This window comes from Thermostichus sp. MS-CIW-25, from assembly GCF_054060015.1.
The window spans coordinates 20,812-46,673 of sequence record NZ_JBSSCS010000008.1 but is presented as its reverse complement, the minus strand read 5'-3'; the positions used below and the strand labels follow the sequence as shown (position 1 = coordinate 46,673).

Below are 25,862 nucleotides of genomic sequence, written 5' to 3'. Positions count from 1 at the left end.
TGGAGTCGGGGCCAACAGCCTTCAGCTCAACGTTATCACCTGGGTGCCGGGGAAGTAGTGATTGAGGATTTGCGGCGCCGTGTAGCCCTTCTCGGCCAAGCCACGGGATCCCCACTGACACAGTCCCACCCCATGGCCGGCCCCACGATAGGTGAAAAGGTACACTTCCTGCTGGCCGGGCTTTGGCTGGAGACGTTCCCATGTGAAGCGGTTGCTGGGGAGGATCCCCCAACCCAGGGTTTGGCCAAGGCGCAGCACAAACTCTTGGCCGGTCAACAGTTGGGATCCAACGCGAATGCGCACAGGGCGACCCCAGGGATCCGACTGCACAATCTCCAGATCGCCGTTGCCCAAGGCTTGCTCCAACTCCCGTCGGCTGAGTCGGACGCTGTGAGGGCCATAGAAAGGAGAGGCACGACACCCGTCACAGATCACCCCTTGTAGGTAGGGGCGGGCGGGTGGGGCAAAAATATCCTGGTTGGCACTGGTGTGACCGCCGCAGGTGGAGTGAAACAGAACCTCTATCGGCTGGCCGGCATGGGTTAGGATCTGCCCTCGGGTTGCCTGCACCGCAGCAGTGGTCGCCGCCGTTTCATAGGCCAGGCCACCATAAAACTGGTGGGCGGTGGAATCCTGCAATAGCCTTATCGAGGTAGAGGGCCATTCTCTTCTGGGGCCGGGGTGCAGATGGGGAATGGCCAAAGTGCGGGCCAAGATGGCTTGCGCCTGCAAGGCGGCGGCTGGCCAATCGGCAGGCATTTCGCTGGGCACCAAAGCCAGCAGATAGTCTTCCAACTTGACCCAGTTCACCAGATGCAGGCGACCTGAACCCTCCGGGCAAATCTGTACCCAACCCCGATAGCGACGCTCCTCCCCTGCGAAGGGGCGCAGGGCTCCCCCCTGTAGCCAAAGGGATCCCTGGTAGCGACGAGGCTGTCCCGGCCCGGTCAGCAGGAGCTCTTGGCGGCGCACCTGTAACTTCCAGGCACCTGTTGGAAAAGGCTGCTGATTCAAAACAAAAGGGCCCATCAGCTCCAACTCGGCCAAGGGATCCGCACTCCAGCGGCTGAACAGCTCCACGGCCAGCCAATCTCCGCGCCCGGACGTTTGGGCCTGCCGAGAGCCTCCCCAAACAGCCCACAGGGATCCCAGCACCATCGCCCCCAACTGTCGTCGCCGCATAGGCCCCATCCGGGCATCCTCTATCGATAGACCATTCCCCCAGAAATACTGTCAAGATGAGCTGGCCAGCAAAGGATCGTATCCCAGTTGCTGGGTAAGCCGGGCGCGGGCCAATTCCCGATATTCCCAAAAGTGTTCTCCTGCAGCGCAGAGGCCCAAATACAAGTTCAGCAGGCTGGGCTTGCGCCGCCAAATCGTCCATAGCTGTCGCCAAAATTGGGCGCGAATTTCAGGGTGAAGGATCCCTTGCCGCCAGATGAGTTGTAGAAGCAGATGGATCCCTTTGCGAAGGGGCAGCTTCATCATTTGCCGCCGGCCATCTTTGATGCCGATATTCAGGCATTGTTGCAGGCAGCGAGATAAATATCGCGCAGGATCATACAATTTCCAAAAACTTTCCAGATACTCTCGGGCAATCTCCGATAGAGAACGGGTGGGAATAAAGTTCATCAGCGTATTTTGATCGCCAAACTCAGTCACGCCGATCCCTTCCAGCAAACGTTCCTCCTTCTTCAAGCGATTCCAGAGCTGTGTGTTTGGCAAAGCCTGTAAAATGCCCAGCATTGGCTGAGGAATACCGGTTTGCTCGACAAAAGCCTGAATGCGCTCCCCTGCTCCTGGCCGCTCTCCATCAAAGCCCAGAATAAACCCAGCATAGATCAGCAGTCCAGCATCGTTGATCTTGCGACAGGCCTCCACCAAAGGGTGGCGGGTATTCTGGAGCTTTTGGGTCATCTGTAAGCTGTCTTGGTCTGGAGTCTCAATGCCCAAAAAGACCGCATAGAAACCCGCCTCTACCATTAACCTCATCAGTTCTTCGTCTTCGGCCAGGTTAACCGAAGCCTCTGTCATAAAGGTAAATGGGTAATTGCGCTTTTGGCTCCAGGGGATCAGCTCTCGCAAAAATCGCTTGACGTTGCGCTGATTGCCGATAAAATTGTCATCCACTACAAATACCGAACCCCGCCAGCCCAAGTCATAGAGGGCCTGCAGCTCAGCTAGCATTTGACTTGGCTCTTTGGTTCTCGGCTTGCGTCCGTAAAGAGAGATGATGTCGCAAAACTCGCAATTGAAGGGGCAACCTCGCGAAAATTGGACTGACATCATGAAGTATTGATCCATACGCAGCAGATCAAACCTTGGCAAAGGACTTTGGGTTACATCCGGTTTTTCCGCAGCCCGAAAAATGCCCGACTCTTGCCCAGCTTCTAGAGCCTTGACAAAGGCCGGTATGGTCACTTCCCCTTCATCCAAAACCAAATAGTGAGCACCAGATTCCAGGGCATCCTGTGGCACAGAAGTTGGATAGGGTCCGCCCACCGCTACTTTTTTGCCCAACTGCACCGCTTTGCGAATGAGGGCGTGGAAATCCTGCTTCTGCACCAACATGGCTGACAAGATCACCAGATCGCACCACTGCCAATCGGCTTCTGTTTCAGCAGCGACATTGCGATCCACAAAGCGAATCTCCCAGTGTTGGGGCAGCAAAGCAGCAACGGTGATCAAGCCAAGAGGTGGCATTAGCGCTTTTAGCCCCACCATCTCAATGGTGCGATTGTAAGACCAGAATGATTGAGGAAAACGCGGATAGAGCAGCAACGCCTTCATACCAACCAGCTCCTAAATCCCAGCGTAATTGATTTCATCCTCGCCTTTTTCCCATTCGTTTTTATTGATTAGGCAATCCTACAAGTGGCCTTGAATAAAGCTGCTGTAAAAACTTTTCGGTATGCTTACCCGTAGTACCTTCTTTGGGTTAGTAGTTTACAGGTTTTGTGCAGGTTTCCTATGGAGAAGCTTGTGATTCTTGAGCAGCGATTGAGCAGGTAGGGCCAAGAGAGTGCAGTTGCCGATGACTTCAAAGGACGGCTGCCACCGGGTAGCGTATTGACGTTCTCCCAGCCTACTCTTCAGGAAGCCTCTCTGGATGACTATCTAACCAAGGATCTGAGCTGAGCCTTAAAAGTTACTGAATAACTGAATAAAGTGTTGCCGCAATTCTTTCGAGAACAGCAATATCAACCCTGGCCCTTGGCAGCTCCAGACAGAGTCAGTTCTGCACACCTTGCTCGAAAACCTGCTGAACCAAGCCACTGACGATGGAAAGTACAATCGCGCCGATAAACGCCCAGCCGAAATTATCGATGTTGAAAGCATTCCCGGCCAGCTTATCGGCAATGACCAAGCAGATGCCGTTCAAAATTAGCCAAAACAAGCCCAGGGTAAGAATTGTAATCGGCAGGGTGATCAACCGGAGAATCGGCCTGACCAAACCATTGACCAGACCAATGGCCAGAGCCGCCACCAAAGCACCCCCGAATCCAGAGACGTGGATTCCGGGCAAAAGCCAAGCCAGGATCATTACACTCAAGGCTGACATCAGCCAGGTGGCCAAAAGAGTTGCCATGCTCCCTCCTCTGCCCTGATGGGGCCGCGATTTTGCCCTCTATGCTAGCCGATCTGCTCAGGGATCCCTTGCGCAGAAACCTCTCCAGGGCTGTAAGTTTGCAGGGCCAACGCATGAATGCTCCACCCCATCTGTTCGGCTAGGGCAGCATACACCAGGCGATGTCGCTGTAGAGTCGTTTTGCCAACAAACAGAGGCGACACCACTTGAACTCGGTAGTGCCCTCCTGTCCCGCCCCCGTGGCCGATGTGAAGGTGGGACTCATCCTCTACCTGCACATGAAGAGCCTGCAGCTTCTCAGTCAGGTGCTGCCGAAGGTATTCGGGGGTAAGCATGGCAACCCTTCTGGATGAGATGGGATCCCTTAAGGTTGAGCCGTGGCCTTGGCAAAGGCTGCCTCGACCAGCGGACGCAGCTCGTTGCGGGCGTGCATCTCTTGGATGATGTCGCAACCGCCCACAAACTCTCCATCAATATAGATCTGCGGGATAGTAGGCCAGTTGGAAAACTCTTTGATCCCCTGGCGGATCTCGGGATCCTCGAGGACGTTAATCGCCGTGTAGGGGAAGCCCAAACTATCCAGCACACGAACGGCGGCATAGGAAAACCCACATTGGGGCATTTCCGGGGTGCCCTTCATGTAGATGAGCACCTTGTGGGTACGGATTTGTTCACGGATTTTCTCTTCCAAAAGGGGATCCAGCATGGTGTTCAACCACTATAGCGACAACAGCCGATAGGCAAACCGACATCCTATCGAGATCTCATTTTCGTTCACTTCTAACATACTTGGCACTCTCCCCACGGCTAGGCCGAGGGATTCTTTTTCGCAATCACCAGTACCCCCATCATGCCCCACGCTAGGGGGTAGAACTTGGCACTGGCAAACCCTGCCTGCAGGGCCATTTGTCGTTGCTCTTCTCCAGAGGGGAAGCGATCTAGGCTGGGATCGATGTAGGCATATTCGGATCCCAGTCCCAAAGTTTTGGCCTGGGCAACCACCTGAGTGTTCAAGTACCAGCGCTGAAATTGCTCGCAAAGAGGGATCCCTGTGGGGCGGTGAAAATCCAAAATGGCGGCACGACACCCTGGCTTCAGTACTCGCCCAATCTCTCGCAAGGCTTGGGGAATATCGGTTACATTGCGCAAGCCGTAGCCCATGGTAATGGCATCGAAGCTACTGTCGGGAAAAGGTAAGGCCAAGGCATCTCCCAAAACCCACTCCAGGGAGTAGCCAGGGAAGAGCCGGGAGCGACGCCGGGCAATCGCCAGCATGGCGGGAGAGAAATCTAGGCCCACCACATGTCCCCTTCGTCCTACTCGGCGGGCCAACTGCAGAGCCAGATCACCGGTTCCACAGCACAGATCCAGCACATATCCTCCTGAGCTGGCGCCCGACCAACGCACGGCCATACGCTTCCAAACCTGATGGAGGCCCAGGCTCAAGGTTTGGTTGAGGGAGTCATAGTGGGGAGCAATGCGGTCAAAAAGCGCTCGGATTTCCTCAGGCTGTTCAAAGGTTGGGCTAGGCACCTCTTCTCAACTCCACCTCATGTTCCCCGTACAAACTTTGTTGCTCCTGTTGCTCCGCAACGCTACGTGACCGGATCTGTGGTCTGAAGCTAAAGGAAGAGGGGTGTTACGGCGGCACTGGGATCCCACTGGCTCCCACTCGGTGGCGGCGGCTGGGGTAATCAGCCAAACTCAGGGACAGGGATCGGGATCCGGCTAGGCTCGAGGCTGGGATGCGGATGGTTCCCTGGAAGACTTGGCTATTGGGGGGCAACTCCCCCGGCAAACCCTGGGTGAGCGCGTTGATCGACCGTCCATTGTCGTCAGTAATGTTCAGGAAGCTATAGAGAAAGCGCACCGTCTCTGCCGAGTTGTTTTGCATAGCTACATTCAGAACCACTTGGCTTCCCTCGCGACGAACCGAAAGCACCTGCATAGAGACCTGTCCACTGGCGGCAATTGGTAGGGGGGGCGGAGGTGGTGTGGGCACCGGCGGGGCAGGAACTCCGTCCTGCTGACGCGGACGGGGAGGTGGAGGAGATGGAGTGGCGGGGCGAGGAGTTGGCGACGGGGCCGCCGCCAATTCAGGAGACAATCTGGGGGTGGGTGTTGGAGTGGGAGTTGCAACCGGGGTGGGTGTTGGAGTGGGAGTTGGGGACGGACGAAGGCTGGCTTCGGCTGCTGCAATTACCTCAGCCTCGTTCAGCAAAGGCACAGTACGGGGATCCCGAACTTCGCGGGAAGGAGAAGCCCGACCGGCGCCGGTGACGGGAGAAGAAACCCCCGATAGAGCTCGCTGACCAAATAGGTAGCCCAGACAAGCACTCAACACCGTTGTGAAGAGAAATGCGCTCGTCCAAAACAGCACCCCCGAGAATGTGGAGGCGAACTCCTGAGACGGTTTGGCCGGTCTACGCAAAGGCTGTTAACTCCTGCTGCTGGTTCGCTTACCCGATCATACGAAAGTGACGGAGAAGCTAGGGGTTCTCGACTGGGGCAGAGTTTTTGCGTTGTTGCTCATGGGCCTGTAGCGGGGCGCTGTCTAAGTTGGGCAGCCGCTCCCCCAGCCACCAACCCGGATCTTCCCAGCTCAGGGATCCCAGCCATTTCTCGGCTCGATCTGCCAAGACCAAGCCCAACAAAACGGGAGCAGTGGTGATCCCCAGCGCTAGGCTGAGCCAGAGCGGTTGAGGAGATCGAAAAGAGGCCGAAGCAGCCTTTTGTTCAGGCGGAGATATCGGCTTGGGATCTGTCATGGTCGAGCTTTTGAGCGTAAACTACCCGACCCTGACTGCTTCGCAGTACAGGGCGGGCTTAAGGCCTCCGGCCCGCTGGCGCGAACGGTAGCCCTGCAGTTGGCAAGCCAACCACGTTCGCGAAGCGAGCCGTAGGCTTGACCTCTAGGCTGGTTTACAGCAGCCCCCAAAAGCGCAATCACATTCGCACCATTCAAATCCGCATCCCCTTCCCATCCACAGTGTCCACACTTAAACTTCTTTCCACTGCGGTAGGATTGCGCAGGGTCGGGATGGATATGCAAACACTTGTGGCAGGTCTGCGACGTGTAGGCGGGCGGCACAAGAATCAGAGAAACCCCTGCAACCCTCGCCTTGTACTCCAGAAACTGACGTAGTTGGTAGAACGCCCAACTGTTGGCCCTGCGCCGTTCAGCTTTGCTGCGTGGCTGTTGATTGACCCTTTCCCGAATCCCTGTCAAGTCTTCCAGAGCAAGAGCGCTGTTTGTCGCCTTTGCCCTAGAGACAATAGCTTTGGAGATGCGATGATTGACCCACACTTGAAAGCGTCTTTCCTTGCCAGACAGCCGTTGCAACAGTTCTCTGCATCTGCGCCGCGAACTGCGGGTGCCCTTACTGGCTTTGCGTTGGAGTGCCGCCCTCAGCTTGGAGTAGTGGTCTCGGATTCGGTTCAACTGCTGTCCATTCCAGTTATCTCCTTCCGATGTATGAGCAATATCCGTCCTGCCCAAATCCACGCCTAGCACTCTATCCGTGCGTTGCGGTGGGGATGGCTCCGCTTCCACACAGATCTGAATAGAGTAGGAGCCGTCTTTGCGCTTGACCAGAGTGGCAGATTTGGGATTGGAGCCTGCCAACTGTTCTCTCTGGTAGCGGCCAATCGCCAGCTCAAAGCGCTCCCGACCCCCAACCGTGGTCAGCGACACCGTCCAGTCTTTCTCGCGAAACGAAAAGATACGGGCATCGTAGGTCGCAAAGCCTCTCTTGAACGCTTTGACCGGACGGTTTTTCTGTCGGGCAACTTTACGGGCACCGGCCAGCCGTCTGCAGACCTGCTGGTCGCGTAAGCGGGACGTAGTCCTTGCCAAGTTACTGGACAAGCCAAACCGAGCGCGAATCTGGTAATAGCAAAGGGACTGGAGTTTGACTGCGTTGACTACTTTTTCTGGTGTGTTTTGGTTGACCCAGTTCAACGCCTGCACAAAGGCATCCATTGTCGCGTCCAACTTTGCGGCTTGCGACTGGGACACCTTGAGCTTGCAGGAGACGGTCAGGACTTGGGTCATGGTTCTATCATAACTTCCGCATTCCTCCCGACACTGACCCTACGGGTACAGTGCGGGGCTCCTGCGATTTCTAGCTGAAGTTCAAGTGCGCTGTTGTTAGGTTAATCTTAAGCGTCAGTGGATTTCCAGCGTAATGTCGATTGTGCTGATCTGTGGCCCTGTGCGCTCCGGCAAAAGCCGGCTGGCAGAGGGTTTGGCTGCGGCTTCGGGCTTGCCGGTTGTCTACCTGGCTACCGGGCCGAAACCCGATCCCAAGACGGATCCAGAATGGGCAGAGCGCGTTCAACAGCACCGGCAACGACGACCTTCCGGTTGGCAGACTTGGGAAACCGGGAGGGACTTGGGGGCAGAACTGCAAAAGTTGCCCCAGCCCTGTTGCGCGCTGGTGGATTCGCTGGGGGGATGGGTGGCGCAGGGCCTAGACTGTCCCTCTTCAGAATGGGATCCCTTGGTGCAATCCTTCTTGGCAGCCTTGCAAAGCTGTAGGGGGGAGATCCTCCTGGTGTCTGAAGAGGTGGGCTGGGGGGTGGTGCCCGCCTATCCTATGGGGCGGCGCTTTCGGGATCGGATGGGAGAACTCACCCAAAGGCTGGCTCCTCTGGCTGACCAAGTGTTTTTGGTAACGGCAGGTTTTGCCCTCGATCTCACCCGCCTGGGGATCCCGGTGGCAGGCAAGATGGAACAGAGCTGAGATAAGCTGCATTTGCAAGCCAGATAGCCGTGTCGCTGTGCCGATTACCTTCTACCTTCCCGCCAAGGCCATTCAAACTCTGGATCTCACCCCCGGCCATGAGCTGGTGAAAACCCTGATGGCGGATCCCGTGCGTGCTGCCCAGCAGGTGCAATGCGCCATCGATTGGCCGCGCAGCCCTGAGGATCCGCGGGAGCTGTCCGAGATCCCGGAGGTGCGCCTGTGGTTTATTCGGTGGGATACGGTCTACCCCTGGATGCCCTACTTCCTCAATTGGCGTCAAGGAGAACTGGCCCGTTACGCGGCTATGATGGTGCCCCACCAATTCAACCCTCGGGAGGGCATTGTTTACAACCCAGAAGCGTTGGAGATCTTCGTCTACCAGAAGATCTTTGTGTTGATGCGGTGGTTCAAGCAGCAGAACCTGGGATCCGTCTCCATGCTGCGGGATATGGCTTTGGTGTTTGGCTTCGAGATCCAGCCGGAGTTTCTCGCCCTATGGGAGGCAGAGCCATGAAGGTGATGGTGGCCGACACCTGGCCGGGGATCCCGGGAGCTACGGCAGTGGCCGACGCTTGGCAGCAGGTGGTTCAACGCCCTTGGGGCCGGCTCAGTGTGGATCCCACCCCTTCGGAAGCTCAGCTCAAGGCTCTCTGGCAACAGATCTCCGAGTGGGCAGGAGAGAGAGAGCCCCTACTGGTTTTGCCGGGCAGCGTTGCCGATCCCATAGGGCCAGGCCAAACCTGGGCCGATCTAGCCCATGCGTGGGGGTTGAGCTTGCTGTTGACGTTGCAACGGGAGGCCGCCCTGAGCCAAGGTGCTGCTTTTGCCGCCCTGTTACGCCAAGCCAGGGCCCGTGGTTTGGGATGGGTGCTGGTTGGATCCCTGCCCGAAACTGGGGATCCCCAGGCTTTGGCAGAGCTGGATGCAGCTTTGATCCCACGCCTGGCAGCCCAAGTGGGAATGCCGGTGTTGGGGAGGATGGCTCCTGATGGCCAGATCCTTTGGGATACAGATGCTCTATCGCTCTGCGACGCTGGTAAAACCATTTTCAATCTGGCCGGAGCGGATCCTGCTAGAAGCGGGTCTCAAACTCGATGGAAATGACATTGTTGCCCTCAAAATCGGTACTGGCGCGGGTGAGGGTTTGCTCGTTGAAGCGGTAGCGGGCGCTGTAGCGGGTGGGCTGGAAGGGATCCGTCAAGTTCCGCTGCAGCGAGAGGGAAGTGGCCGGCCCCAGATCTCGGGCCACCTCCAGGGCCAGCCCCACTGAAGAACGGTTGGGAGCGCGGGTATCGATCTGGGGGATGGGGCTGAGGCGAATTTCATCCAGGCCAAGGGTATCCCGCAGAGCTTCCTGCAGCTCGCTGAGCAGGGCCGTTCCCGCCAGCCCGGCCACCCCTGCCTCTGGATTGAGTTGGGCCAAAGCCGTTCCCCCCAACAGGGCGACGATCTCTTCCGGGGAGCGGCTGGGGCTGCTGGAAAGGGACAGAACTCCATTGCGGGGATCCGCCTCGGCAAGTTGGCTGGCCCGCCCGTTGACCGTGGCAAAAATATCGATGCTCTGCTGGGATCCCGGCAGGTTGCGGTTGGTGTCGAAGGGGGAAAGATCTTGGGGGAAGCGGTACACCTCGAAGGCTTGGGTCATCAAGCGCAGGTTTAAGAAGGGATCAAAGGGGTTGTCCAAGTCGAAGGTGGCGGTGTTGGGGCGGGAGCGATCCAAGCGAAAGTTGGCGATGGGCAGGCTGACCCGGCCTCGCTCCAGAGTGATGGTGCCTGCCGGGCGCGGATCTTGGGGGGTGCCGAAAAGGCGCAAGGTGCCGGAAGCATTGAATTCAAACAAGTTAGGCCGCTGCACCCGGATCCGGGATCCCAAGGCCAGCTCCAGCCCATTCAACCGCGGCTGCCAAAAGGGTAGGGCTGTCGCGAACGTCGGCGGTGCAGAGTCCTCAGCCGCCTCTGTTGCGGTGGGTGGCTCAGGGCGAGGGCTTACATCCACAATCCCCTCGGAAACCTCTAAACGACCTTCAATCAACGGTCGCAGGAGCAGCCCCCCCACCACCACTTCTCCTTCCAGGCGGCCCGTGTAGAGATTGGGCAAGTTCAGGCGGATCCCTTGGAGCTGCAGGCTCAGCGGCTGCAGAGCTTCTCCTTCTTGCAAAGCTCCGCGAGAGTTGATGGGCAAAACGCCTCTGGCCACCAGGGATCCCTCCCCCAACTGTCCGCGCAGCTCCTGGACTTGCAGTTGATTGAGGTTAAAAGCAATCTGGCCTGTCAGGTCGGTGATGGGTTCCGGTAGGGCTGCCAGCTTGAGGATCCCGGAGTTGACGCTCAAGTTCCCCTGTAGGCTGGGCTCTCGTAAGGTGCCGCGGATGGTCAGCTCCAGTTGGCTTTGGCCGCCTTCCCAGCGCACTTGGTCGGTGAGGAGATTGATCAAGCGCAGGCCGCCGTTCTCAGCCTGTAAGCTCAGGTCGATCTGATCCTCTTTGGCTTGAACTAAGGACTCCGTCCCGCTGTCGCGATCGGCGAAGGGCAAGGTGTAGGGCACCAAGCCGGCAATGCGGATTGGCTCGTCGCCGTTGGCGAGAAGAGTGCTCTTCAAGCGCAGTTGTCCTTGTTGGTAGTCGAATTGTCCCGCCACCTCCCGCAGGGGCACTTGGTTAATCTGGGCGTTGACCACCGTCAGGGATCCGGTGGCACGGGGATCCCGCAGGTTGCCGGCCAGCTCCACATCCAGGTTGAGATCCCCCTGCAGCTCCAGCTCCTCCGGCAAGAAGCGATCCAGCAAAGCCAGAGGAAATCCTTGAATTTGCAGGGATCCCGACTGCTCCTCCAGCCCCAGCCTGCCGGAGAACAGGGCTTGCCGCTCTCCACTGCGCAACAGCAGCGGCTCCAGCACCACTGCTCCCTCCGCACCGCTTGTGGGAACGACAAGGCTGCCGACCGCAGTGAGGGTTTCAATGCCAAACTCCTCGGCTTGCCAATTCCGGCCCTCCAGTTGAAAGCTGACACGGGGCTGGGCAAGGTTGCCGGCAATACTCAAGCTGCCCTGAAACTCCCCTCGCAGACTCGTGGGCGGCGGGAAAGTGCTCCGCACCGCTGACGCGAACAGCGGATCCATGCGGCTGGCCAGAGTCTCCAGGTGGGCGGCCAGGATCTGGGCATAGTACTCTAGCTGCTCCAGGAGAGGATGGTTGGGCAAACCAACCGGATCGGTCTCCAACACCGAGGCAGGGCCCAAGGGGGGCAATTGGAAACCCCGGGTGGTGAGGTCGCGCCACTGCCGCCACTTGAAGGCGGAGATGATATCTTCTAGCCGACCTTGATGGGTGCTGATCTCTAGGTCAATTTGGGGAGCGAGAGCCGCCAAGGTGGGATCCAAACCGGCTTGCAGAAGAGTTGCAGGCAGCTCTAAGGTGCCCCTAGCCGTATAGGTGCTCTCGAACAAATCCAGTTGGGCTTGAGCAATGGTCAGCCGGGGAGAGCCGGAGTCGCCCGCAGTCTGGTAGTCAAAATCCACCGAGAAGCCCTGCACTTTCATCCCTCCCCACTGCAGATCCGCTACCGCAGCCCGTCCTTGGGCAGCACCACTCGCCAGGTCAACTGCCACCTCCCCATCGAGGTTCCCCTGTAGGCTGGCCCACGGCCCGGCAGCTAAGCCCCCCAGCAAAGCCAGCGGCAGCCGATTCACCGTCACCTGGAGCTGTTCCTGCTGTCGTTGACCTACTGCCTCCGCCTCCCCTCGCCGGACTTGAAATTGCAAAGGCTGCAACTGGGGATCCAACTGCAACGCCAGCCTGTCCTGCTGTCCCTGGAGATCCACCTCTACCCCTCGAGCAGACCCCTGGAAGGATCCGGCCAAGTCTTCAAATTCAACTCCTGCTATGCTGAGGCCCTGGAGCCGAGCCTCTCCCTCCACCTCTAGGTTGTCCAGGGATCCCCGAATCTGCCCCGAACCTTGCAGCACCCCCTCCACCAAGGGTGGCAGGCCGGGCACTTCTGCCAAGGAAACCCCATCCACAGCCAAGGCCAAATCCAGGGATCCCACCTGCAGGGTTTGAGGATCCACCGGGATCCGCCCCCGTATGCCGGCCAGCCGAGTTGCGTCGGCCAAGATCTCACCTTCTTGGATCACTAGGCCCGCCCCATCCCAGGCCACCTGGCCCCTTGCCTCTCCCAGAGGCTGCGACAGGATCACCGAGCCCTGCGCCCGCAGCGCCCCCAAAAAGGCCAGCTCCGACACCTCAGCCGTGTTCACCTGCGCCGTGAGGGCTCCTGAGAGGGATCCCGTCCATTGGGGGTTGAAGAAAGCCAGCGGCACATTCTGGGGGCTCACCTGGGCTTGCACTTGCCCTCCTGCCCACCGCCCCGCCACCTGCGCCTGCCCTCCTTCTACAGCCAAGACTGCCTGAGGCACCTCCACCACCCAACCGTCAGCCTCTGGCAAGAGCTGGAGCTGCCCTCTTCCGGCGATCTCTCCCCCTTGGGTTGCCCAGGTGGCCTCTACCTGAGGTTGGGATCCCGTCAGCGTCACCTGCACTTGCGCGGAAACCGGCCCCACCCAAGGAAGAGCGCCCCGGCGCGGCAAGTCTCCCCCGTAGAAAGCCAGCACCTGCTCCGCATCCATCCCCGTCACCTGCAGTTGGAACTGGCCCGCCAAGCCAGCAGCCCATTGCAATTGGCCGGATCCCTGAATGCGACCCCCCGCCGCCCTTAGGTCGATTGCCTCAAAAGTCAAGGTTTGATCCGCAAAGTGGAAGCCAAAGGCATACTCCGACACCGGCAGGCGATCCACCCGCCCCGGCGAAAGCCCCCGCAACTGTCCCCGAATCTGTGGCCGATCCAAGGGGCCGGTGACCGTTACGGATCCCCCCACCACCCCCTCCACCGCCACCGGCAGGCCAGTCACGTCAAACGTCTCTTGGATCTGTTGAAGACTGGCCGGCACCAGTTCCGCCTGCAAACCAAACCCCTGCCCCTGGCTCCAGTCCACAGGGCCTTTCAGCTCTGTGAAGGAAAGCTGACCCAAACGACCGCTGACTCCCTGCAGCTCCAGCCCCTGCAAGGTAAAGCCAACGGAGCCGTTCACCTCTTCAAAGGGATGCGGCAGCATCTCCAGCCCCAGCCGAGCCTGTTGAACCTGGGCCTGCCCCGTCAACTCCAGCGGTTGATCCCGCCGCCAGAGCACCTGGAGAGCCAAGCCGGTTTCCCCCTGCACCTCGGCAAAAGGGTCTGCCGGCACGACGCTGGGCAAGAGATCCAAAGGCAGGCGGTCTGCAGAAAGCGACACCGAACCGGAAGCCTGGGCGAAATCCGCCACCCCCCTGAGCTGCAGCGGGTATCCCCTCCTCCCCTCCAGGCGCGTCAGCGGTGCAGAGTCCTTAGGGCGCAACCGGGCTGCCGCCTGGAAACTGGCCCGCCCCCCGAAAAGATCCTCCTCTCCTGGCGGGGCATTGTGGGGCAGCCACACCTGCACCTGGGCCTGCAACTGGTCAAACTGCCGCCGCTCCCCCACCAAAGGAATGGCCGTCAGGGATCCCTGGCGCAAACGGATGTTCAGCCCATGCAAGGGCAGGGATCCCTCCCCTTCCCCTTCCGGCAGTTGAAACTGAACATCCGCCCAGCCGCGATCCAGCGTTTCCATCAGCAGCAGTTGTGGCCGATTTAAGGTAACATTGAGCACCCGTTCCCCCGTCCGCAGCCAAGTCCAGAAATCGGGGCTGAGGTCGATGGAGCCGATGGTGGCCAAATGCTCAATGCGGCTTTCTCCCAAACTCACCTGCCAAGGGGACAGAAACCTCACCTCCCCCAACTCCACCCGCCGCCGCATCGCCTGAGATAGAACATCCTCCACCTGGGGCAGCACCTGAGTTTGAAGATAAGCCGCAGCCCCCCAAGCTGCCCCAAAAGCTGCAGCCGTTAAGCCCAAACCCAGCCCTGCCCCCACCCAAGCCAAAGCGCCGGGGGAAAGGTTGAATTGTCGCTGCTGCATCTCTGGATCTCGGTGATCTTCTCCCAACCGCCCACCCCTTAAAAACCTGTCAGGCTGCCAAAAGCCGTTCGTGCATTGCAGGTCGGCCCTGCCGGCAAAGTTGCCCCCATCCTACCCAAGGACTCCTGGCTTGCCACGAGGGAACAGAAAGAAGAAATCCCTGCTCCCAGGCGTAATTCCCCCAAAGACCCAGCGGAAAAATACCGTCTCGCGAAGAGAACGGGGATGCTAAGCTATCTCCACACCCGAGATTGAACCCACCTTGGGGCCTCTCTCAGGTGTTCCCTTCTGTCGAGATGGTTGAAAGGAGAAGAGCCATTCCGGAACCCCTATCTCTGACGGTCAGCTTGCGCGGCAGCCACGAAGCGCTGGAAAACTGCCAGGTCTTTCACCTGACCGGCCTTCTGGATGCCTTTTCCGAGCCGGTCTTTGTTAAGGTGGTCACCAAGTATTTAGAAGAGGGATCCCCTAACCTCATCTTGGATTTGACAGGGATCGACTTCATCGATAGCTCTGGCGTCGGCGCCCTGGTGCAATTGGCCAAGCTGGTGCAGAGCCGTGCGGGTGTCTTTCAGGTGGTGAGCAATCCCCGCATCACCCAAACGGTGAAGCTGGTGCGCCTGGAGAAGTTCCTGTCTTTGCGCAACTCCTTGCAGGAAGCCTTGGATCGCCTGAAGGAAGGAAGTACGGGCAGTACAGAGACCGTCTGATACACAGTATGGGTCTGGGAACCTTTTGGGGGATCAGTGCTGGAGCAGGGGATCCCGACTGGATAACGGTCAAAGCAGCCCGCATCCTCAGCACGGTCAACTGGGTGGCCTGTCCCCAAAATGCCGCCGGCCAGCCGGGCCTGGCCTATCAGATTGTGCGCCCTTGGCTGCGACCGGAACAAACCCTCTTGCCGCTTCGCCTGCCCTTTGTCACCCAGCCGGAAGTCCTGCAAGCTGCCTGGCGAGTGGCTGCCCAGCAACTAGCCCCACTCCTAGAAAGGGGAGAAGATGTCGCCTTCATCTGTGAGGGAGACGTGGGCCTCTACAGCACCTTCGCCTACGTGGCCCAAGCCCTGCGGCAGCGGATCCCCGCCTTGCCCATCCAGGCCATACCGGGGGTGTGCTCTCCCTTAGCCGCTGCTGCTGCCCTGGGATCCCCCTTGGTGCTCGGCTCCGAGAAATTGGCGATTTTACCGGCTCTGTTTGCCCTCTCGGAACTGGAGCAGGCTTGTGCCTGGGCTGAGGTAGTCGTCCTCATGAAAGTGGCCTCTGTCTACCCTCAGGTTTGGCAGTGGCTGGCCGAAAGAGGTTGGCTGCAACAAGCCAGCTTGGTGGTCTGGGCCGGCTGGCCCCAGCAAACCCTCTTCCCCACCCTGGAAGGACTGGCCGACTACCAGCCCCCCTACTTTTCCCTCTTGATCCTGCGCTCTCGGCCCCGGAATAAAGATTGTCTTAACCCAGAAAACGGGCTGCGGCTGGATTGAGTTTTCTAGGATAGGGAATGAGTTTTTTCCGGCGATTCAGCCCGAAGCAGGGGTTGGTCGGTATTTTTTTGCGTGTGTTTCCATTGAGCTTAAGTCCCGTACCGAGCCGGCTTGTTTCCCCAAAAAAGCAGGTATCTTGTGCCGGAAAGATGTCAAGGAAACCCAGTCCAGCATCCTTAGGATCCTTGCGTTGACCTACATCAAAAAGAGATGAAAAGACCAAGTTAAAGGAATGATCCGACCTGTTAAGAATAGTTGCCAACCTGGGTTGAGAGATCGGCTATAGGTTAGATTATGAATGTAGTGATTCAGGCGAGGAGGATAATATCTCATCCCCATCTCAAATGCGAGGCACCGCTTCTCGATTGAATCAAATCCAAAATTCAAGTCCAAAATTCTCTGTCGGTCAACGCTTTGATCCAAGCTTCCGATCCGTTGCTTCGGCAGACTCTCCTGAGAAGTGGTTGTCTCGCTCAGCAGAGCACCTGGTACCTACGACAGGTTTTCCTCAAAGCAGAACAAGGGAGTTAGGCAGATAGCAGTTGGGCTTGCTGCACAAGCCACTGGGAAAGTGAGAGAGCGCTCTAGGTGTTCCTCAAATAATCCTCAAATAAAAGTGGTTTTGCCAGATCAACAAGCTCAGCCGGCTATTTTGAGTCTCCATTCATGAGCGAGTCAGGGTGGGAAAATCGGTGATCGGGTTCAGGTGCTCTCAACCTGCAAGCTCTGCGAGTCGGAACCAGCGCTCAGTGGGACAAGGACTGCGGGCTTTAGCAATTCGAGGTTCTCTCAGTTCATAGTTTCACTCTCACTTTCAGGAGGTTGCTATGTTTACCTTTCTCTCAAAGATTGCTAGAGCAATTATCCGCATATTTGCTCCTGCCAAGTCCGATCTGGTGGAAGTGGGTTACCAGCCCATCACGGATGATATCTATCGCATCAACGGCTCAGCCTGCCGTTTTAGCGATCTGGAGATCTCATCGTAAACCTCAGAGTCAGATTCTGGTGTCGGAGCGGCCACTGGCGCTGGCCTAGAAATTGGAAACAAGTTAAGACAACTGAATAAGTCTTAGTTAAGTCTTGGATGCGGTTAGTCCGCGTCGGCAGGGGTGGTTTTCCTCCCTGTGGCCAAGTTCTACCGGTTCAGTGGTGGCTCCCCGTGGGGGTCACCACTTATTGTTTTGTTGTTTGCAAGTTGTTTGGGAAAATAAGGAGAATGCTTGCGGTTGCCCTATCTCAACCTGTGTTGCCTTCCCCCGTAGTTTACCCAGCTACATCGAATGATCTGGATCCCTTGGCCGAAGTTCTAGCCCAGGTTTTTCATCCCCCCTCAGGTCTGCAACGCTGGATCTACCCAATTCGCAAGCTGGGCATTCGCGAAGAGTTGCGCCTCAGGCTGGCCACAAGGGATCCCTACTACTGCTGTCTGGCAGCTGCGGTGGGATCCGAAGTGGTGGGCACTGCCGAGATCTCTTTGCGGGTCACAGCCCACGGGAAGTATCCCTACCTCTCCAACTTGGCGGTGCTGCCCGGCTGGCGGCGGCGAGGAATTGCCCGTCTGCTTTTGCTCAGTGCCGAAGAAGTGGTGCAAGGGTGGGGCTACCGCCGTTTGCACCTGCACGTGTTGGAAGACAATCTCCCCGCGCGGCAACTGTACGCTCAACTGCGCTATACCCCCATCGAACGCACCTCTCAACTCTGGCGATGGTTGGGGATCCCTCCGCAGCTTTTGCTCTGCAAGTGGTTACCTTGAATTGGCAAAGGAATTGGCAAAGCGGCAACAGTGAGCTGGCAGAGTGGAGATGCTTCCCACCCCGCTGGCTTGCTTCTGCGCAGTGAGGCGAGTTCCTGGACTCATATAAAGTTATGTAAACTAGAGATGGGTTCTAGAGAGGTCTCGGAGGGGCAGTGAGGGAATTGGGCAGGGTTTTCATGGGATTGGTTGTGGGCCTGCTTGTGGGCTTTGGGATGGCTCAGCCTGCCTGGGCCCAGTGGGGGACTACCCCTCTCCCGCCGATAGGTTCTCCTGCGCCGGAGTTCGCATTGCCAGATCAATCCGGGCAAATACGGCGGCTGGCGGATTTTCGGGGGGAGTGGGTGGTGTTGTATTTTTACCCCCGCGACTTCACTTCCGGCTGTACGATTGAGGCCCGCCGCTTTCAGCAAGATTTGCCCAAGTTCCGGGCCATGGGGGCACAGGTTGTGGGCGTGAGCGCTGACTCGGTGGACTCTCACAGGCGCTTTTGCTCGGCAGAGGGGCTACAGTTTCCTTTGCTGTCGGATCCCGACGGCACGGTCAGTCGAGCCTACGGATCCTGGATGGGCGATGTTGCCCTGCGCAATACGTTCTTGATCGACCCCGAGGGGATTTTGCGAGAAATCGACCCAATCGTGAACCCCAGCCGCCACAGCGCTGAGGTTCTGGCCCAGTTGCAACGGCTTGTCGGTAGCTAGCCCTCTAGCTTTCCGGGCCAAAAGTCTGCTCGAACTCGTAGAGCAACTCGTCGATCTCCTCCAGCGCTTGGTTGACATCCACGCGCAAGCTGCCCAAGTCTGGCTTTTCCAACAGCTTGGCTACCGCTGGCCGGCGTTCGCGGATTAGCTTGATGCGCTCTTTCAAGGCGGCAATTTCGGCGGCGTCCATAGCTTCAGAGACCTAATTGACTCTCCTAGCTTATCGCTTCCGCTGGGGGAGTGTCGCCTGCTGGGATCCCTTTCTGAACCACCGAGAGCCAATCATAATAGAGCTGCGCAACCTGGCACTCAACCCCGCTTCAGAGGTGCTGACATGCTCCCCTACACCCAGATTGTCGCCCACCGTGGGGAGCACACCCACGCCGAGGAAAACACGTTGGCCGCTTTTGCTGCCGCTATTGAGGTGGGGGCCGAGCAAATTGAGCTGGATGTGCGCTGTAGCCGAGATGGGATCCCACTGGTTGTTCACGATGCCGATTTGGATGGACAGCCTTTGGCCGCATTAACTTGGGCCGAGATTCGGGCCCGCAAACCCACGATTCCCACTCTTGAAGAGACCCTGTCACATATCAAGGGCAAGATCACCCTCGATATCGAACTCAAAGAAGCAGGCTATGAGGAACAAGTCCTTGCCCTCGTTAGCGATATTTTGACCCCCGAAGAATTTGTGATCACCTCTTTTTTGCCTCAGGTGGTGCAGCGGGTTAAAACGCTTTTGTCCCCGCAACCCAAGGTTGGCCTGTTGATCGAGGCAAAGGCTGAGGAGCAAGCCAAGGGATCTTTACTTACCCGTTGCCGGGAGTTGGGAGCGGATTTTCTGGCCCCCCACTACAGTTGGGTGAACTTGCAGTTCTTGGCTGAAGCTGAACAGGCCGGGATCCCTCTGTACGTTTGGACGGTGAACGATCCTGAAGTGATGAAGTTGTGCTTGCAGCCATTTGCCGGCTCAGTAGGACAAAATCCCGTTGTTCAAGGGTTGATTACCGACCGTCCCCAATTGGCTTTGCAAATTCGCGCCCACCTTTTGGCAGGAGTAGAGGGGGCAAAACCCTAGACCATGGGCACAAACTGCACCGGAAAAGCCCCTTTTTGAACCCATCCTTGGGCTGTTTTGCAGAGGATCAGCAAGGACTGGGATCCCTGGGCACCGGAGTCCGAAGGGCTTTCTCCCACCGGCACCACCAAGGTGCCCCCCACCGCCAGTTGATCCAGCAGCACCATGGGCACAGTTGGGGGCGCTGCCGTCACCAGAATGGCATCGTAGGGAGCATGCTCTGGCCAACCTTGGTAGCCATCCCCCTGACGCACTTCCACGTTGCCATAGCCCAGGGCAGCGAGGGTTTGTTGAGCTTGAGCAGCCAATGGGGACAGACGCTCCAGGCTATACACTTGCCGGGCCAGCTCTGCCAAAACAGCCGCCTGATAGCCGGAGCCGGTGCCGATTTCCAACACCACCGATTCAGGCGTGAGGCGAGCAGCTTCTGTCATAAAAGCAACAATATAGGGCTGAGAAATGGTCTGGCCATAGCCGATGGGCAGAGGGCAATCCCTGTAGGCCCGATCCCGCAGATCAGAGGGGACAAAAAGGTGACGCGGCACTTTTCCCATGGCTTCCAGTACCCGTGGATCTCGGATCCCTCGTTTGATGAGCTGTTTCTTGACCATCTGCTCCCGTTGGGAAGCAAAAGGATCGGAAGCGTCTGGGGGCTGAGGTTCAACTTCTGGGATCCCAGCTGGAGAGCGAGAAGAATGTCTCCACCGGAAGGATGAGAATGGGTTGATCACCGATACACAACCTCCAGAAACGATGAGCTGCTCAGATCTGGACTCTGCTCAAGCTGTGGATAACACCGCAGCTGTTTGCTTTATGGGCTTATGGATCCCCGCCTGCCTCTTCCCTTTGTCGGCGAGGCAGAAAACAATTGCTACATACTGCGAGGATGGCTTAACCCTGTCTCTTTCATTGAAATTGAAAGAGAGCTAAGGGTGAGGGAAAAGATGCCTGTGGAGCCCTACCCCAATCCTGGCTCACTTTTGGCAAAACTTCACCACTTGATGAAGAGATTGTTGCCGAATGGGAAGATGGAAAAAGCGAAACAAAACCCCCAAGAGCCTTTGTTCTGATCCTGCGTGGCCTTCTGGAACTTCAGATGAAGCTCACAGCCGGGATCCCCATGGGAGATATGGGATCCGGTTTGATCAAAATTGTAAAGTTTTGTGCGCAATCTGCCGGGGCGAGCAATCACCACCCTGGTTCTGCCAGCGCAAGATTTTATAGTGTTGATCCCTACCTTTTCCCCGCAAGGGGAAGATGGTGAATGGGGTGACAGGCTGGGAACTGTCCTAGCGACACCTGGGGAGAGAGGCTGGGTTTAATAGACTGTAAACGTAATTTACGGTACAGATCTATGACAACTGCTGCCGCTTCTGCTACTCCCACTGCCCCTGAGACGACGCTGCTGAACGTCTGGCAAGTGCTGGCGGAAGAGTTTGCCGGTCAGGTTGCCCTACGGGATCCCCACGCGCAGCCAGTTTTCGAGATGTCTTATGGAGAGCTGTTTCGCCGCATTCAAACCCTGGCGGCTGGCCTGCAGGCTTTGGGCATTTGCCCGGGGGATCGGGTGGCCATTTTTGCCGATAACTCCCCCCGCTGGCTGATGGCCGATCTGGCCACGATGTTCACGGGAGCTGTGAATGTGCCCCGCAGCGCTGTGGCGGATCCCAGTGAGCTGGGCTACATCTTGCGCCACTCCGGTAGCACGGCCCTGATTGCTCAGGATCTGAAGACCCTGAGGCGGATCCGGCCGGATGTGCAGGAGCTGGGCCTGGAACGGCTGCTGTTGCTTTCCGATGAGCAGGAAGCAGGGGTGCTGAACTTTTCCCAATGGCTGCAAAAGGGTCGGGAACACACCTACCAACCCCCAAAGCTGGAGCGATCCCAACTGGCCACCATCATCTACACCTCCGGCACTTCCGGTCGGCCCAAGGGGGTGATGCTCAGCCACGGCAATCTGATGCACCAGGTGGAAAACTTGGGCGTGGTTGTACAGCCACAGCCGGGGAATAAGGTGTTGACCCTTCTGCCCACTTGGCACTCCTATGAGCGGGCTTGCGAGTATTTTCTCCTCAGCCGTGCCTGCATGCTGGTCTATACCAGCCCTCGCTTTATCAAACAAGATTTCCAACAGGAGCACCCCCATTTTCTGGTGGCAGTGCCGCGGATTTGGGAAACCGTTTATGAAGGGATCCAACGGCAATTCAAAGAGAAAAGCCCCCTGATGCAGCGGCTGATCCGCGCTCTGATGGCCGTGAGTGAGAGCCATGTGCTCTCTGGACGGATAGCTCGCAACCAGTCGATTTTGCATTACGGAGTCAGCCCCTGGGTGCGCCTGCAGGCTCGCCTGCAACATTGGCTGCTCTGGCCCCTGCACCGATTGGCCGATGTGCTGATCTACCGCAAGGTACGACGGGCGTTGGGCCCCAATTTTCAACATGCCATCAGCGGCGGTGGATCCCTGCCTGCCTACTTGGATCTGTTCTACGAGGTGGTGGGCATTTCCATCTTGAATGGCTACGGCCTCACCGAAACTTCGCCGGTGTTGTGCGCGCGGCGTCCAGACAACAATGTGCGCGGTACGGCTGGCCCCCCTCTGCCGGGGACGGAGTTTCGCATTGTGGATCCTGAAACTCGACAGCCCCTGCCCTCCGGCCAAAAGGGGTTGATCCTGGCCCGTGGCCCGCAGGTGATGATGGGCTACTACAACAACCCGGAAGCCACTGCCAAGGTGCTCAGCTCCGACGGCTGGTTTGAAACCGGGGATCTGGGCTGGCTCACCCCCGACGGGCAACTGGTGATCACCGGCAGAGCCAAGGATGTCATTGTCCTACTCAATGGGGAGAACATCGAGCCCCAGCCGCTGGAAGATGCTTGTCTGCAGTCTCCTTACATCAGTCAGATCGTGATCGTCGGGCAAGACCAAAAAAAATTGGCTGCCCTCATCTACCCCAACCTCGATGCCCTCAAAGCCTGGGCTGCCGAGCAAGGGATCCCGGCTGAGGATGCCGAGCTGCTGGCCCAGCCCCAGACCCGCACCTTGATTTTGCAGGAGGTGCGCCGCCGCATCCAAGAACGCCCTGGCTACCGGCCCGACGAGCAGGTCAGCGACTTTCGCTTCTTGCCGGAGCCGCTGAGCGTGGAAAACGGCCTTATGACCCAGACCCTGAAGATCAAGCGCAACCCGGTGGCTGAGCGCTATGCCCACCTCATCCAGGAGATGTATCCGGCTTGAGGTGCAGGCCCACCTAAGTTTGGGATCCCCGTTGTTGCTCCAAGTAGCGCCGGAATTGCTCCGGTGGAATGGCCCCTCGGTAGGCTCCACAGTAGTAGAGGGTAAGCACTGCCTTGTAGGCCCAATCGCTTGGCACCACATCCGGGAAAGGGCTGGGCAAAGTATCTGCTTGGTTGTTGGCGCAGGCTTGCAAAATTTGCTCTGTGGTTAGCTGTTCTGCCAGGTCTGGAGGGAGTTCCCGCAGGTTGGCTTGGGCCAGAGCGGCGGTGGGCAGGCTCAAACTGGAGAGGGCTGCGCCCACAAGAGCTAAGGTGAAGAGGTGTTGCACTTTCATAGCACTCCGTGCTGTGCAGAGCACAGACAACTCGAAGAGGGTTAACGAGGGATCGATTGAGAGGGAATCCGTCCGGGGAGTCCCTTCTTCAGGGTAGTACGGACGAAAGGAGCGTCTGGATCTGGATAGAACGCCTCAGCCGCTTTGTTCCCGGATTAAGATGCAGGAAACGGGGGCACCTCCAAAACCCCAAAACAAGCCAAAAGGCAAGATTGAGTCTGTACAGCAGGCTTTTGTGCTGAGAGCTAGAGGCCGATGAACGTATCCAAAGGGCCAAGTTTTGACGGCGTGGATCCCCCGGATCCCAAGCTGATCGATGCCTGCGTGCATTGCGGGTTTTGCCTGACCACCTGCCCCAGCTACCGTGTAATCGGCAAAGAGACGGACTCGCCGCGGGGGCGCATCTATCAGATGGATGCCCTCAACCAAGGTCAAATCTCCCTCTCGGCGGCTACGGTTTCCCACTTCGACAGTTGTTTGGGCTGTTTGGCCTGTGTTACGGCCTGTCCATCGGGGGTGCAATATGACCGCTTAATTGCCGCCACCCGCCCGCAAATCGAACGCAACTACCCACGTAGCCTTTGGGATCGGCTTTACCGCCAGTTCATCTTCTCGGTGTTTCCTTACCCGACACGGCTGCGACCGCTGCTGTGGCCTCTCTGGCTGTACCAAAAAATGGGGATCGGCACCTGGATCCGAAAAGGGCTGGAAAAGGTCTCCCCGCGTTTGGCGGCCATGGAATCCCTGATGCCCCCCCTGGAGGTGGAGCAACTGCTGCCCAAGCGTTACCCTGAGCGGATCCCGGCGGTGGGAGAACGCCGTTTCCGGGTGGGGCTCATTTTGGGCTGTGTGCAGCGCCTGTTTGCCCCACAGGTAAATGAGGCCAGCATTCGCGTCTTGACCCACAACGGCTGTGAGGTGGTGATCCCGCCTGTCCAGGGCTGTTGTGCGGCCTTGCCCCACCATCAAGGGCAACTGCAGCAGGCGGAAACCCTGGCCCGCCAGATGATCGATGCCTTTGCCGATTACGAGTTGGATGCCATTCTGATCAACGCTTCTGGCTGCGGGCATACCCTGAAGGAGTATGGCCACCTGTTGGCCAGGGATCCCGACTACAAAGAGAAGGCAGCCCGATTTGCCGCCCAGGTCAAGGACATTCAGGAGTTTCTCGCTCAGGTGGGGTTAACGGCTCCCCTACACCCGCTGCAGCCGGAACCCCTGGTGCTGGTCTACCAGGATGCCTGTCACATGCTGCATGGGCAGCGGCTCAGCCAGGAACCTCGACACCTGTTGCGGCAAATCCCGGGGCTGGAGCTGCGGGATCCCGTCGATGCGGCCCTCTGCTGTGGTAGCTCCGGCGTCTACAACCTGTTGCAACCCCAGGTGGCGGATGAGCTGGGATCCCAGAAGGTAAAGAACTTGCTTAACACCGGTGCTCAGGGGATTGTCTCTGCCAATATCGGCTGCCGCCTACAAATCCAGAAACATCTGCGCCTACAGGGCAAAGCCGGGATCCCCATCTATCACCCGATGGAATTGTTGGATCGCTCCCTTACCGCTGCGCGACGCTTTCGCGAACAAGCTACAGGGGCTGCCTCTAGTCCCCGATCTGCTGAACAATTGGTTACTTTGCGGAACCGAAATAGCCATTAAACTAAGCATGTTGGCCGCGGCTATCTGAATGCTGCTTGGATTCCGCACCCGCTTAGAGCTGAATAACCGGCAGAAGACCCTAGCCGCTCAGCACGCTGGGGTAGCCCGTCACGCCTACAACTGGGGCCTGGCCATCTGTCGGCAAGCCCTGGAGAACCGGCAGAAACTCCCCACCGCCATTGACCTGCACAAGCGCCTGGTAGCCGAGGTTAAGAAGGAAAACCCCTGGTACTACCAGGTCTCCAAATGCGCTCCTCAGCAGGCATTACGCAACTTGGAGCAAGCCTTTAAGCGCTGGCGGGGTGGGTTGGGGAAGTTCCCCCGCTTCAAACGCAAGGGAGTGCGAGACAGCTTTTACCTAGAAGGCAGCATCCGCATTTCTGGCGACCGCATCAAGGTGCCTATCTTCGGTTGGCTGCGCTGTGCAGAGTTACTTCCGGCGACCACACCCAAGAACGTGGTCATTAGTCTTCGCGCCGGACATTGGTATATCTCCTTCAAATATGAAGCTCCAGCGCCTCAGGTGGAGAAGACCGGGGAAGTTGTGGGAGTGGACTTAGGTATCCATCACCTGGCCACCTGTTCCGACGGGGAAGTATTCGAGAATCCAAAGCCCTACCGCAAGGCGAGGAAGCGTCTGGCCAGACTGCAACGGCGGCTGAGTCGCAAGCAGAAGGGATCCGCTAACCGTAAGAAGGCGGTGGTGCAGTTAGGCAAGGCCCATAAGCGGGTGGCAGACATTCGGCAAGACAATCTGCACAAGCTAACGACTTACCTGGCCAAGAAGTATCGGGTGGTGGTGATTGAGGGCTTGCAGGTGAAGAACCTGCTCAAGAACCGCAAGCTGGCAGGAGCGCTGTCAGACTGTGGGTTCTACGAGTTTCGGCGACAGCTAGAGTATAAGGCCCGGCTCTACGGCTGTCAGGTGGTGGTGGCGGATAGGTTTTATCCGTCCAGCCAACTGTGTTCAGGGTGTGGGCACCGACAGAAGATGCCACTGCAGGAAAGGGTGTTTTGCTGCCCGTGTTGTGGTCTGGAGCTAGACCGCGACTTGAATGCAGCCCTAAACCTGTTGCGGTGGTACAGAACTACCCCAAGCTCTGGGGGAAGTGACGCCTGTGGAGACTCCTCTGGCGGGGTGGTGGGGGTGAACTCTGCCGCTAGTCATGGGTCGCTGAAGCAGGAAGAAAGCAGCGATGCTGGGCAAAGTTCTGTTTTGTTCAGCGTTGCATAAGTCTTTCGGAGCGGACTTCTTCGGGTCAGGCAGAGGTAGCCGAGGCAACCGGTTGAGTGGATCCTGGATTTCCGGTC

General features: G+C 58.0%; 25 protein-coding genes. 12 read left to right on the top strand and 13 right to left on the bottom strand.

Going from position 1 to position 25,862, the window contains the following annotated elements; genetic code table 11:
- Window positions 1–21: 21 nt before the first annotated feature.
- The 9 genes from ACVWZ1_RS04850 to ACVWZ1_RS04810 form a co-directional block, all read right to left on the bottom strand.
- Window positions 22–1,191, bottom strand: coding sequence for a SpoIID/LytB domain-containing protein (locus ACVWZ1_RS04850; RefSeq protein WP_457502688.1), 1,170 nt, complete (start codon window positions 1,189–1,191; stop codon window positions 22–24).
- 42 nt (window positions 1,192–1,233) lie between these two features.
- On the bottom strand, window positions 1,234–2,790 hold the full coding sequence (locus tag ACVWZ1_RS04845) for a B12-binding domain-containing radical SAM protein (RefSeq protein WP_457502686.1): 1,557 nt from the start codon (window positions 2,788–2,790) through the stop codon (window positions 1,234–1,236).
- 442 nt (window positions 2,791–3,232) lie between these two features.
- A complete protein-coding gene (locus ACVWZ1_RS04840) occupies window positions 3,233–3,589 on the bottom strand; it encodes a phage holin family protein (protein WP_457465565.1) in 357 nt (118 codons plus the stop codon).
- A 44-nt stretch (window positions 3,590–3,633) separates the two neighbouring features.
- Complete coding sequence (locus ACVWZ1_RS04835; RefSeq protein ID WP_414357925.1) at window positions 3,634–3,924, bottom strand: BolA family protein; 291 nt, start codon at window positions 3,922–3,924, stop codon at window positions 3,634–3,636.
- 29 nt (window positions 3,925–3,953) lie between these two features.
- Window positions 3,954–4,295: a Grx4 family monothiol glutaredoxin gene (gene grxD, locus ACVWZ1_RS04830; protein WP_457384223.1), complete on the bottom strand. Its 342-nt coding sequence runs from the start codon at window positions 4,293–4,295 to the stop codon at window positions 3,954–3,956.
- Between the two features lie 101 nt (window positions 4,296–4,396).
- On the bottom strand, window positions 4,397–5,122 hold the full coding sequence (gene ubiE, locus ACVWZ1_RS04825; protein WP_414427990.1) for a bifunctional demethylmenaquinone methyltransferase/2-methoxy-6-polyprenyl-1,4-benzoquinol methylase UbiE: 726 nt from the start codon (window positions 5,120–5,122) through the stop codon (window positions 4,397–4,399).
- 106 nt (window positions 5,123–5,228) lie between these two features.
- Window positions 5,229–5,930 carry a hypothetical protein gene (locus ACVWZ1_RS04820; RefSeq protein WP_457465567.1) on the bottom strand — a complete coding sequence of 234 codons (702 nt, stop codon included), beginning with the start codon at window positions 5,928–5,930 and terminating at the stop codon, window positions 5,229–5,231.
- A gap of 148 nt (window positions 5,931–6,078) precedes the next feature.
- Entirely contained in the window at window positions 6,079–6,357 is a 279-nt protein-coding gene (locus ACVWZ1_RS04815) for a hypothetical protein (protein ID WP_457465569.1), read from the bottom strand.
- Window positions 6,354–7,643, bottom strand: coding sequence for an RNA-guided endonuclease InsQ/TnpB family protein (locus ACVWZ1_RS04810; protein ID WP_457502685.1), 1,290 nt, complete (start codon window positions 7,641–7,643; stop codon window positions 6,354–6,356). The genes ACVWZ1_RS04815 and ACVWZ1_RS04810 overlap by 4 nt, the downstream gene beginning before the upstream one ends.
- Before the next feature lie 133 nt (window positions 7,644–7,776).
- Here ACVWZ1_RS04810 and cobU point away from each other — a divergent pair, with 133 nt between their 5' ends.
- The 3 genes from cobU to ACVWZ1_RS04795 are packed head-to-tail and all read left to right on the top strand — an operon-like array spanning window position 7,777 to window position 9,441.
- Complete coding sequence (gene cobU, locus ACVWZ1_RS04805; RefSeq protein ID WP_414374144.1) at window positions 7,777–8,334, top strand: bifunctional adenosylcobinamide kinase/adenosylcobinamide-phosphate guanylyltransferase; 558 nt, start codon at window positions 7,777–7,779, stop codon at window positions 8,332–8,334.
- A gap of 37 nt (window positions 8,335–8,371) precedes the next feature.
- Window positions 8,372–8,851 carry a CRR6 family NdhI maturation factor gene (locus ACVWZ1_RS04800; RefSeq protein WP_457502684.1) on the top strand — a complete coding sequence of 160 codons (480 nt, stop codon included), beginning with the start codon at window positions 8,372–8,374 and terminating at the stop codon, window positions 8,849–8,851.
- A complete protein-coding gene (locus ACVWZ1_RS04795) occupies window positions 8,833–9,441 on the top strand; it encodes a hypothetical protein (RefSeq protein WP_457502682.1) in 609 nt (202 codons plus the stop codon). The genes ACVWZ1_RS04800 and ACVWZ1_RS04795 overlap by 19 nt, the downstream gene beginning before the upstream one ends.
- Here ACVWZ1_RS04795 and ACVWZ1_RS04790 read toward each other — a convergent pair.
- Window positions 9,410–14,326 carry a translocation/assembly module TamB domain-containing protein gene (locus tag ACVWZ1_RS04790; protein ID WP_457502681.1) on the bottom strand — a complete coding sequence of 1,639 codons (4,917 nt, stop codon included), beginning with the start codon at window positions 14,324–14,326 and terminating at the stop codon, window positions 9,410–9,412. The two genes, ACVWZ1_RS04795 and ACVWZ1_RS04790, sit on opposite strands and share 32 nt — an antisense overlap.
- 296 nt (window positions 14,327–14,622) lie before the next feature.
- Between ACVWZ1_RS04790 and ACVWZ1_RS04785 the strand changes: the two genes are divergently transcribed.
- The 4 genes from ACVWZ1_RS04785 to ACVWZ1_RS04770 all read left to right on the top strand — a co-directional run bounded on the left by ACVWZ1_RS04785 (window position 14,623) and on the right by ACVWZ1_RS04770 (window position 18,254).
- Complete coding sequence (locus ACVWZ1_RS04785) at window positions 14,623–15,036, top strand: STAS domain-containing protein (RefSeq protein WP_457502680.1); 414 nt, start codon at window positions 14,623–14,625, stop codon at window positions 15,034–15,036.
- An 8-nt stretch (window positions 15,037–15,044) separates the two neighbouring features.
- Window positions 15,045–15,800: a precorrin-2 C(20)-methyltransferase gene (locus tag ACVWZ1_RS04780; RefSeq protein ID WP_457473882.1), complete on the top strand. Its 756-nt coding sequence runs from the start codon at window positions 15,045–15,047 to the stop codon at window positions 15,798–15,800.
- A 1,294-nt stretch (window positions 15,801–17,094) separates the two neighbouring features.
- Complete coding sequence (locus tag ACVWZ1_RS04775; protein ID WP_457502679.1) at window positions 17,095–17,553, top strand: GNAT family N-acetyltransferase; 459 nt, start codon at window positions 17,095–17,097, stop codon at window positions 17,551–17,553.
- A 179-nt stretch (window positions 17,554–17,732) separates the two neighbouring features.
- Window positions 17,733–18,254 (top strand): peroxiredoxin, encoded by a 522-nt coding sequence (locus ACVWZ1_RS04770; protein ID WP_457502677.1) that lies wholly within the window; start codon window positions 17,733–17,735, stop codon window positions 18,252–18,254.
- Window positions 18,255–18,258: 4 nt separating this feature from the next.
- Here the strand turns inward: ACVWZ1_RS04770 and ACVWZ1_RS04765 are convergent, their stop codons facing one another.
- Complete coding sequence (locus ACVWZ1_RS04765; RefSeq protein WP_414344512.1) at window positions 18,259–18,444, bottom strand: hypothetical protein; 186 nt, start codon at window positions 18,442–18,444, stop codon at window positions 18,259–18,261.
- A 144-nt stretch (window positions 18,445–18,588) separates the two neighbouring features.
- Between ACVWZ1_RS04765 and ACVWZ1_RS04760 the strand changes: the two genes are divergently transcribed.
- Entirely contained in the window at window positions 18,589–19,329 is a 741-nt protein-coding gene (locus tag ACVWZ1_RS04760; RefSeq protein ID WP_414332228.1) for a glycerophosphodiester phosphodiesterase, read from the top strand.
- Here ACVWZ1_RS04760 and ACVWZ1_RS04755 read toward each other — a convergent pair.
- The gene (locus tag ACVWZ1_RS04755) at window positions 19,326–20,060 is read right to left on the bottom strand and encodes a protein-L-isoaspartate(D-aspartate) O-methyltransferase (protein ID WP_457465900.1); all 735 of its coding nucleotides are present in this window, start codon (window positions 20,058–20,060) and stop codon (window positions 19,326–19,328) included. The two genes, ACVWZ1_RS04760 and ACVWZ1_RS04755, sit on opposite strands and share 4 nt — an antisense overlap.
- A 90-nt stretch (window positions 20,061–20,150) precedes the next feature.
- Between ACVWZ1_RS04755 and ACVWZ1_RS04750 the strand changes: the two genes are divergently transcribed.
- Entirely contained in the window at window positions 20,151–20,399 is a 249-nt protein-coding gene (locus ACVWZ1_RS04750; protein WP_457502676.1) for a hypothetical protein, read from the top strand.
- 284 nt (window positions 20,400–20,683) lie between these two features.
- Window positions 20,684–22,564, top strand: a complete 1,881-nt coding sequence (locus tag ACVWZ1_RS04745; RefSeq protein WP_457502675.1) for an AMP-dependent synthetase/ligase — start codon at window positions 20,684–20,686, stop codon at window positions 22,562–22,564.
- 13 nt (window positions 22,565–22,577) lie between these two features.
- On the opposite strand, the gene ACVWZ1_RS04740 is transcribed toward ACVWZ1_RS04745, so the two are convergent.
- Window positions 22,578–22,898, bottom strand: a complete 321-nt coding sequence (locus ACVWZ1_RS04740) for a hypothetical protein (RefSeq protein WP_457502673.1) — start codon at window positions 22,896–22,898, stop codon at window positions 22,578–22,580.
- 255 nt (window positions 22,899–23,153) lie between these two features.
- Between ACVWZ1_RS04740 and ACVWZ1_RS04735 the strand changes: the two genes are divergently transcribed.
- Together ACVWZ1_RS04735 and ACVWZ1_RS04730 are read left to right on the top strand one after the other, a co-directional pair.
- Window positions 23,154–24,551, top strand: coding sequence for a (Fe-S)-binding protein (locus ACVWZ1_RS04735; RefSeq protein ID WP_457502672.1), 1,398 nt, complete (start codon window positions 23,154–23,156; stop codon window positions 24,549–24,551).
- Between the two features lie 28 nt (window positions 24,552–24,579).
- Window positions 24,580–25,785 (top strand): RNA-guided endonuclease InsQ/TnpB family protein, encoded by a 1,206-nt coding sequence (locus ACVWZ1_RS04730; protein ID WP_457502671.1) that lies wholly within the window; start codon window positions 24,580–24,582, stop codon window positions 25,783–25,785.
- Window positions 25,786–25,862 lie beyond the last annotated feature (77 nt).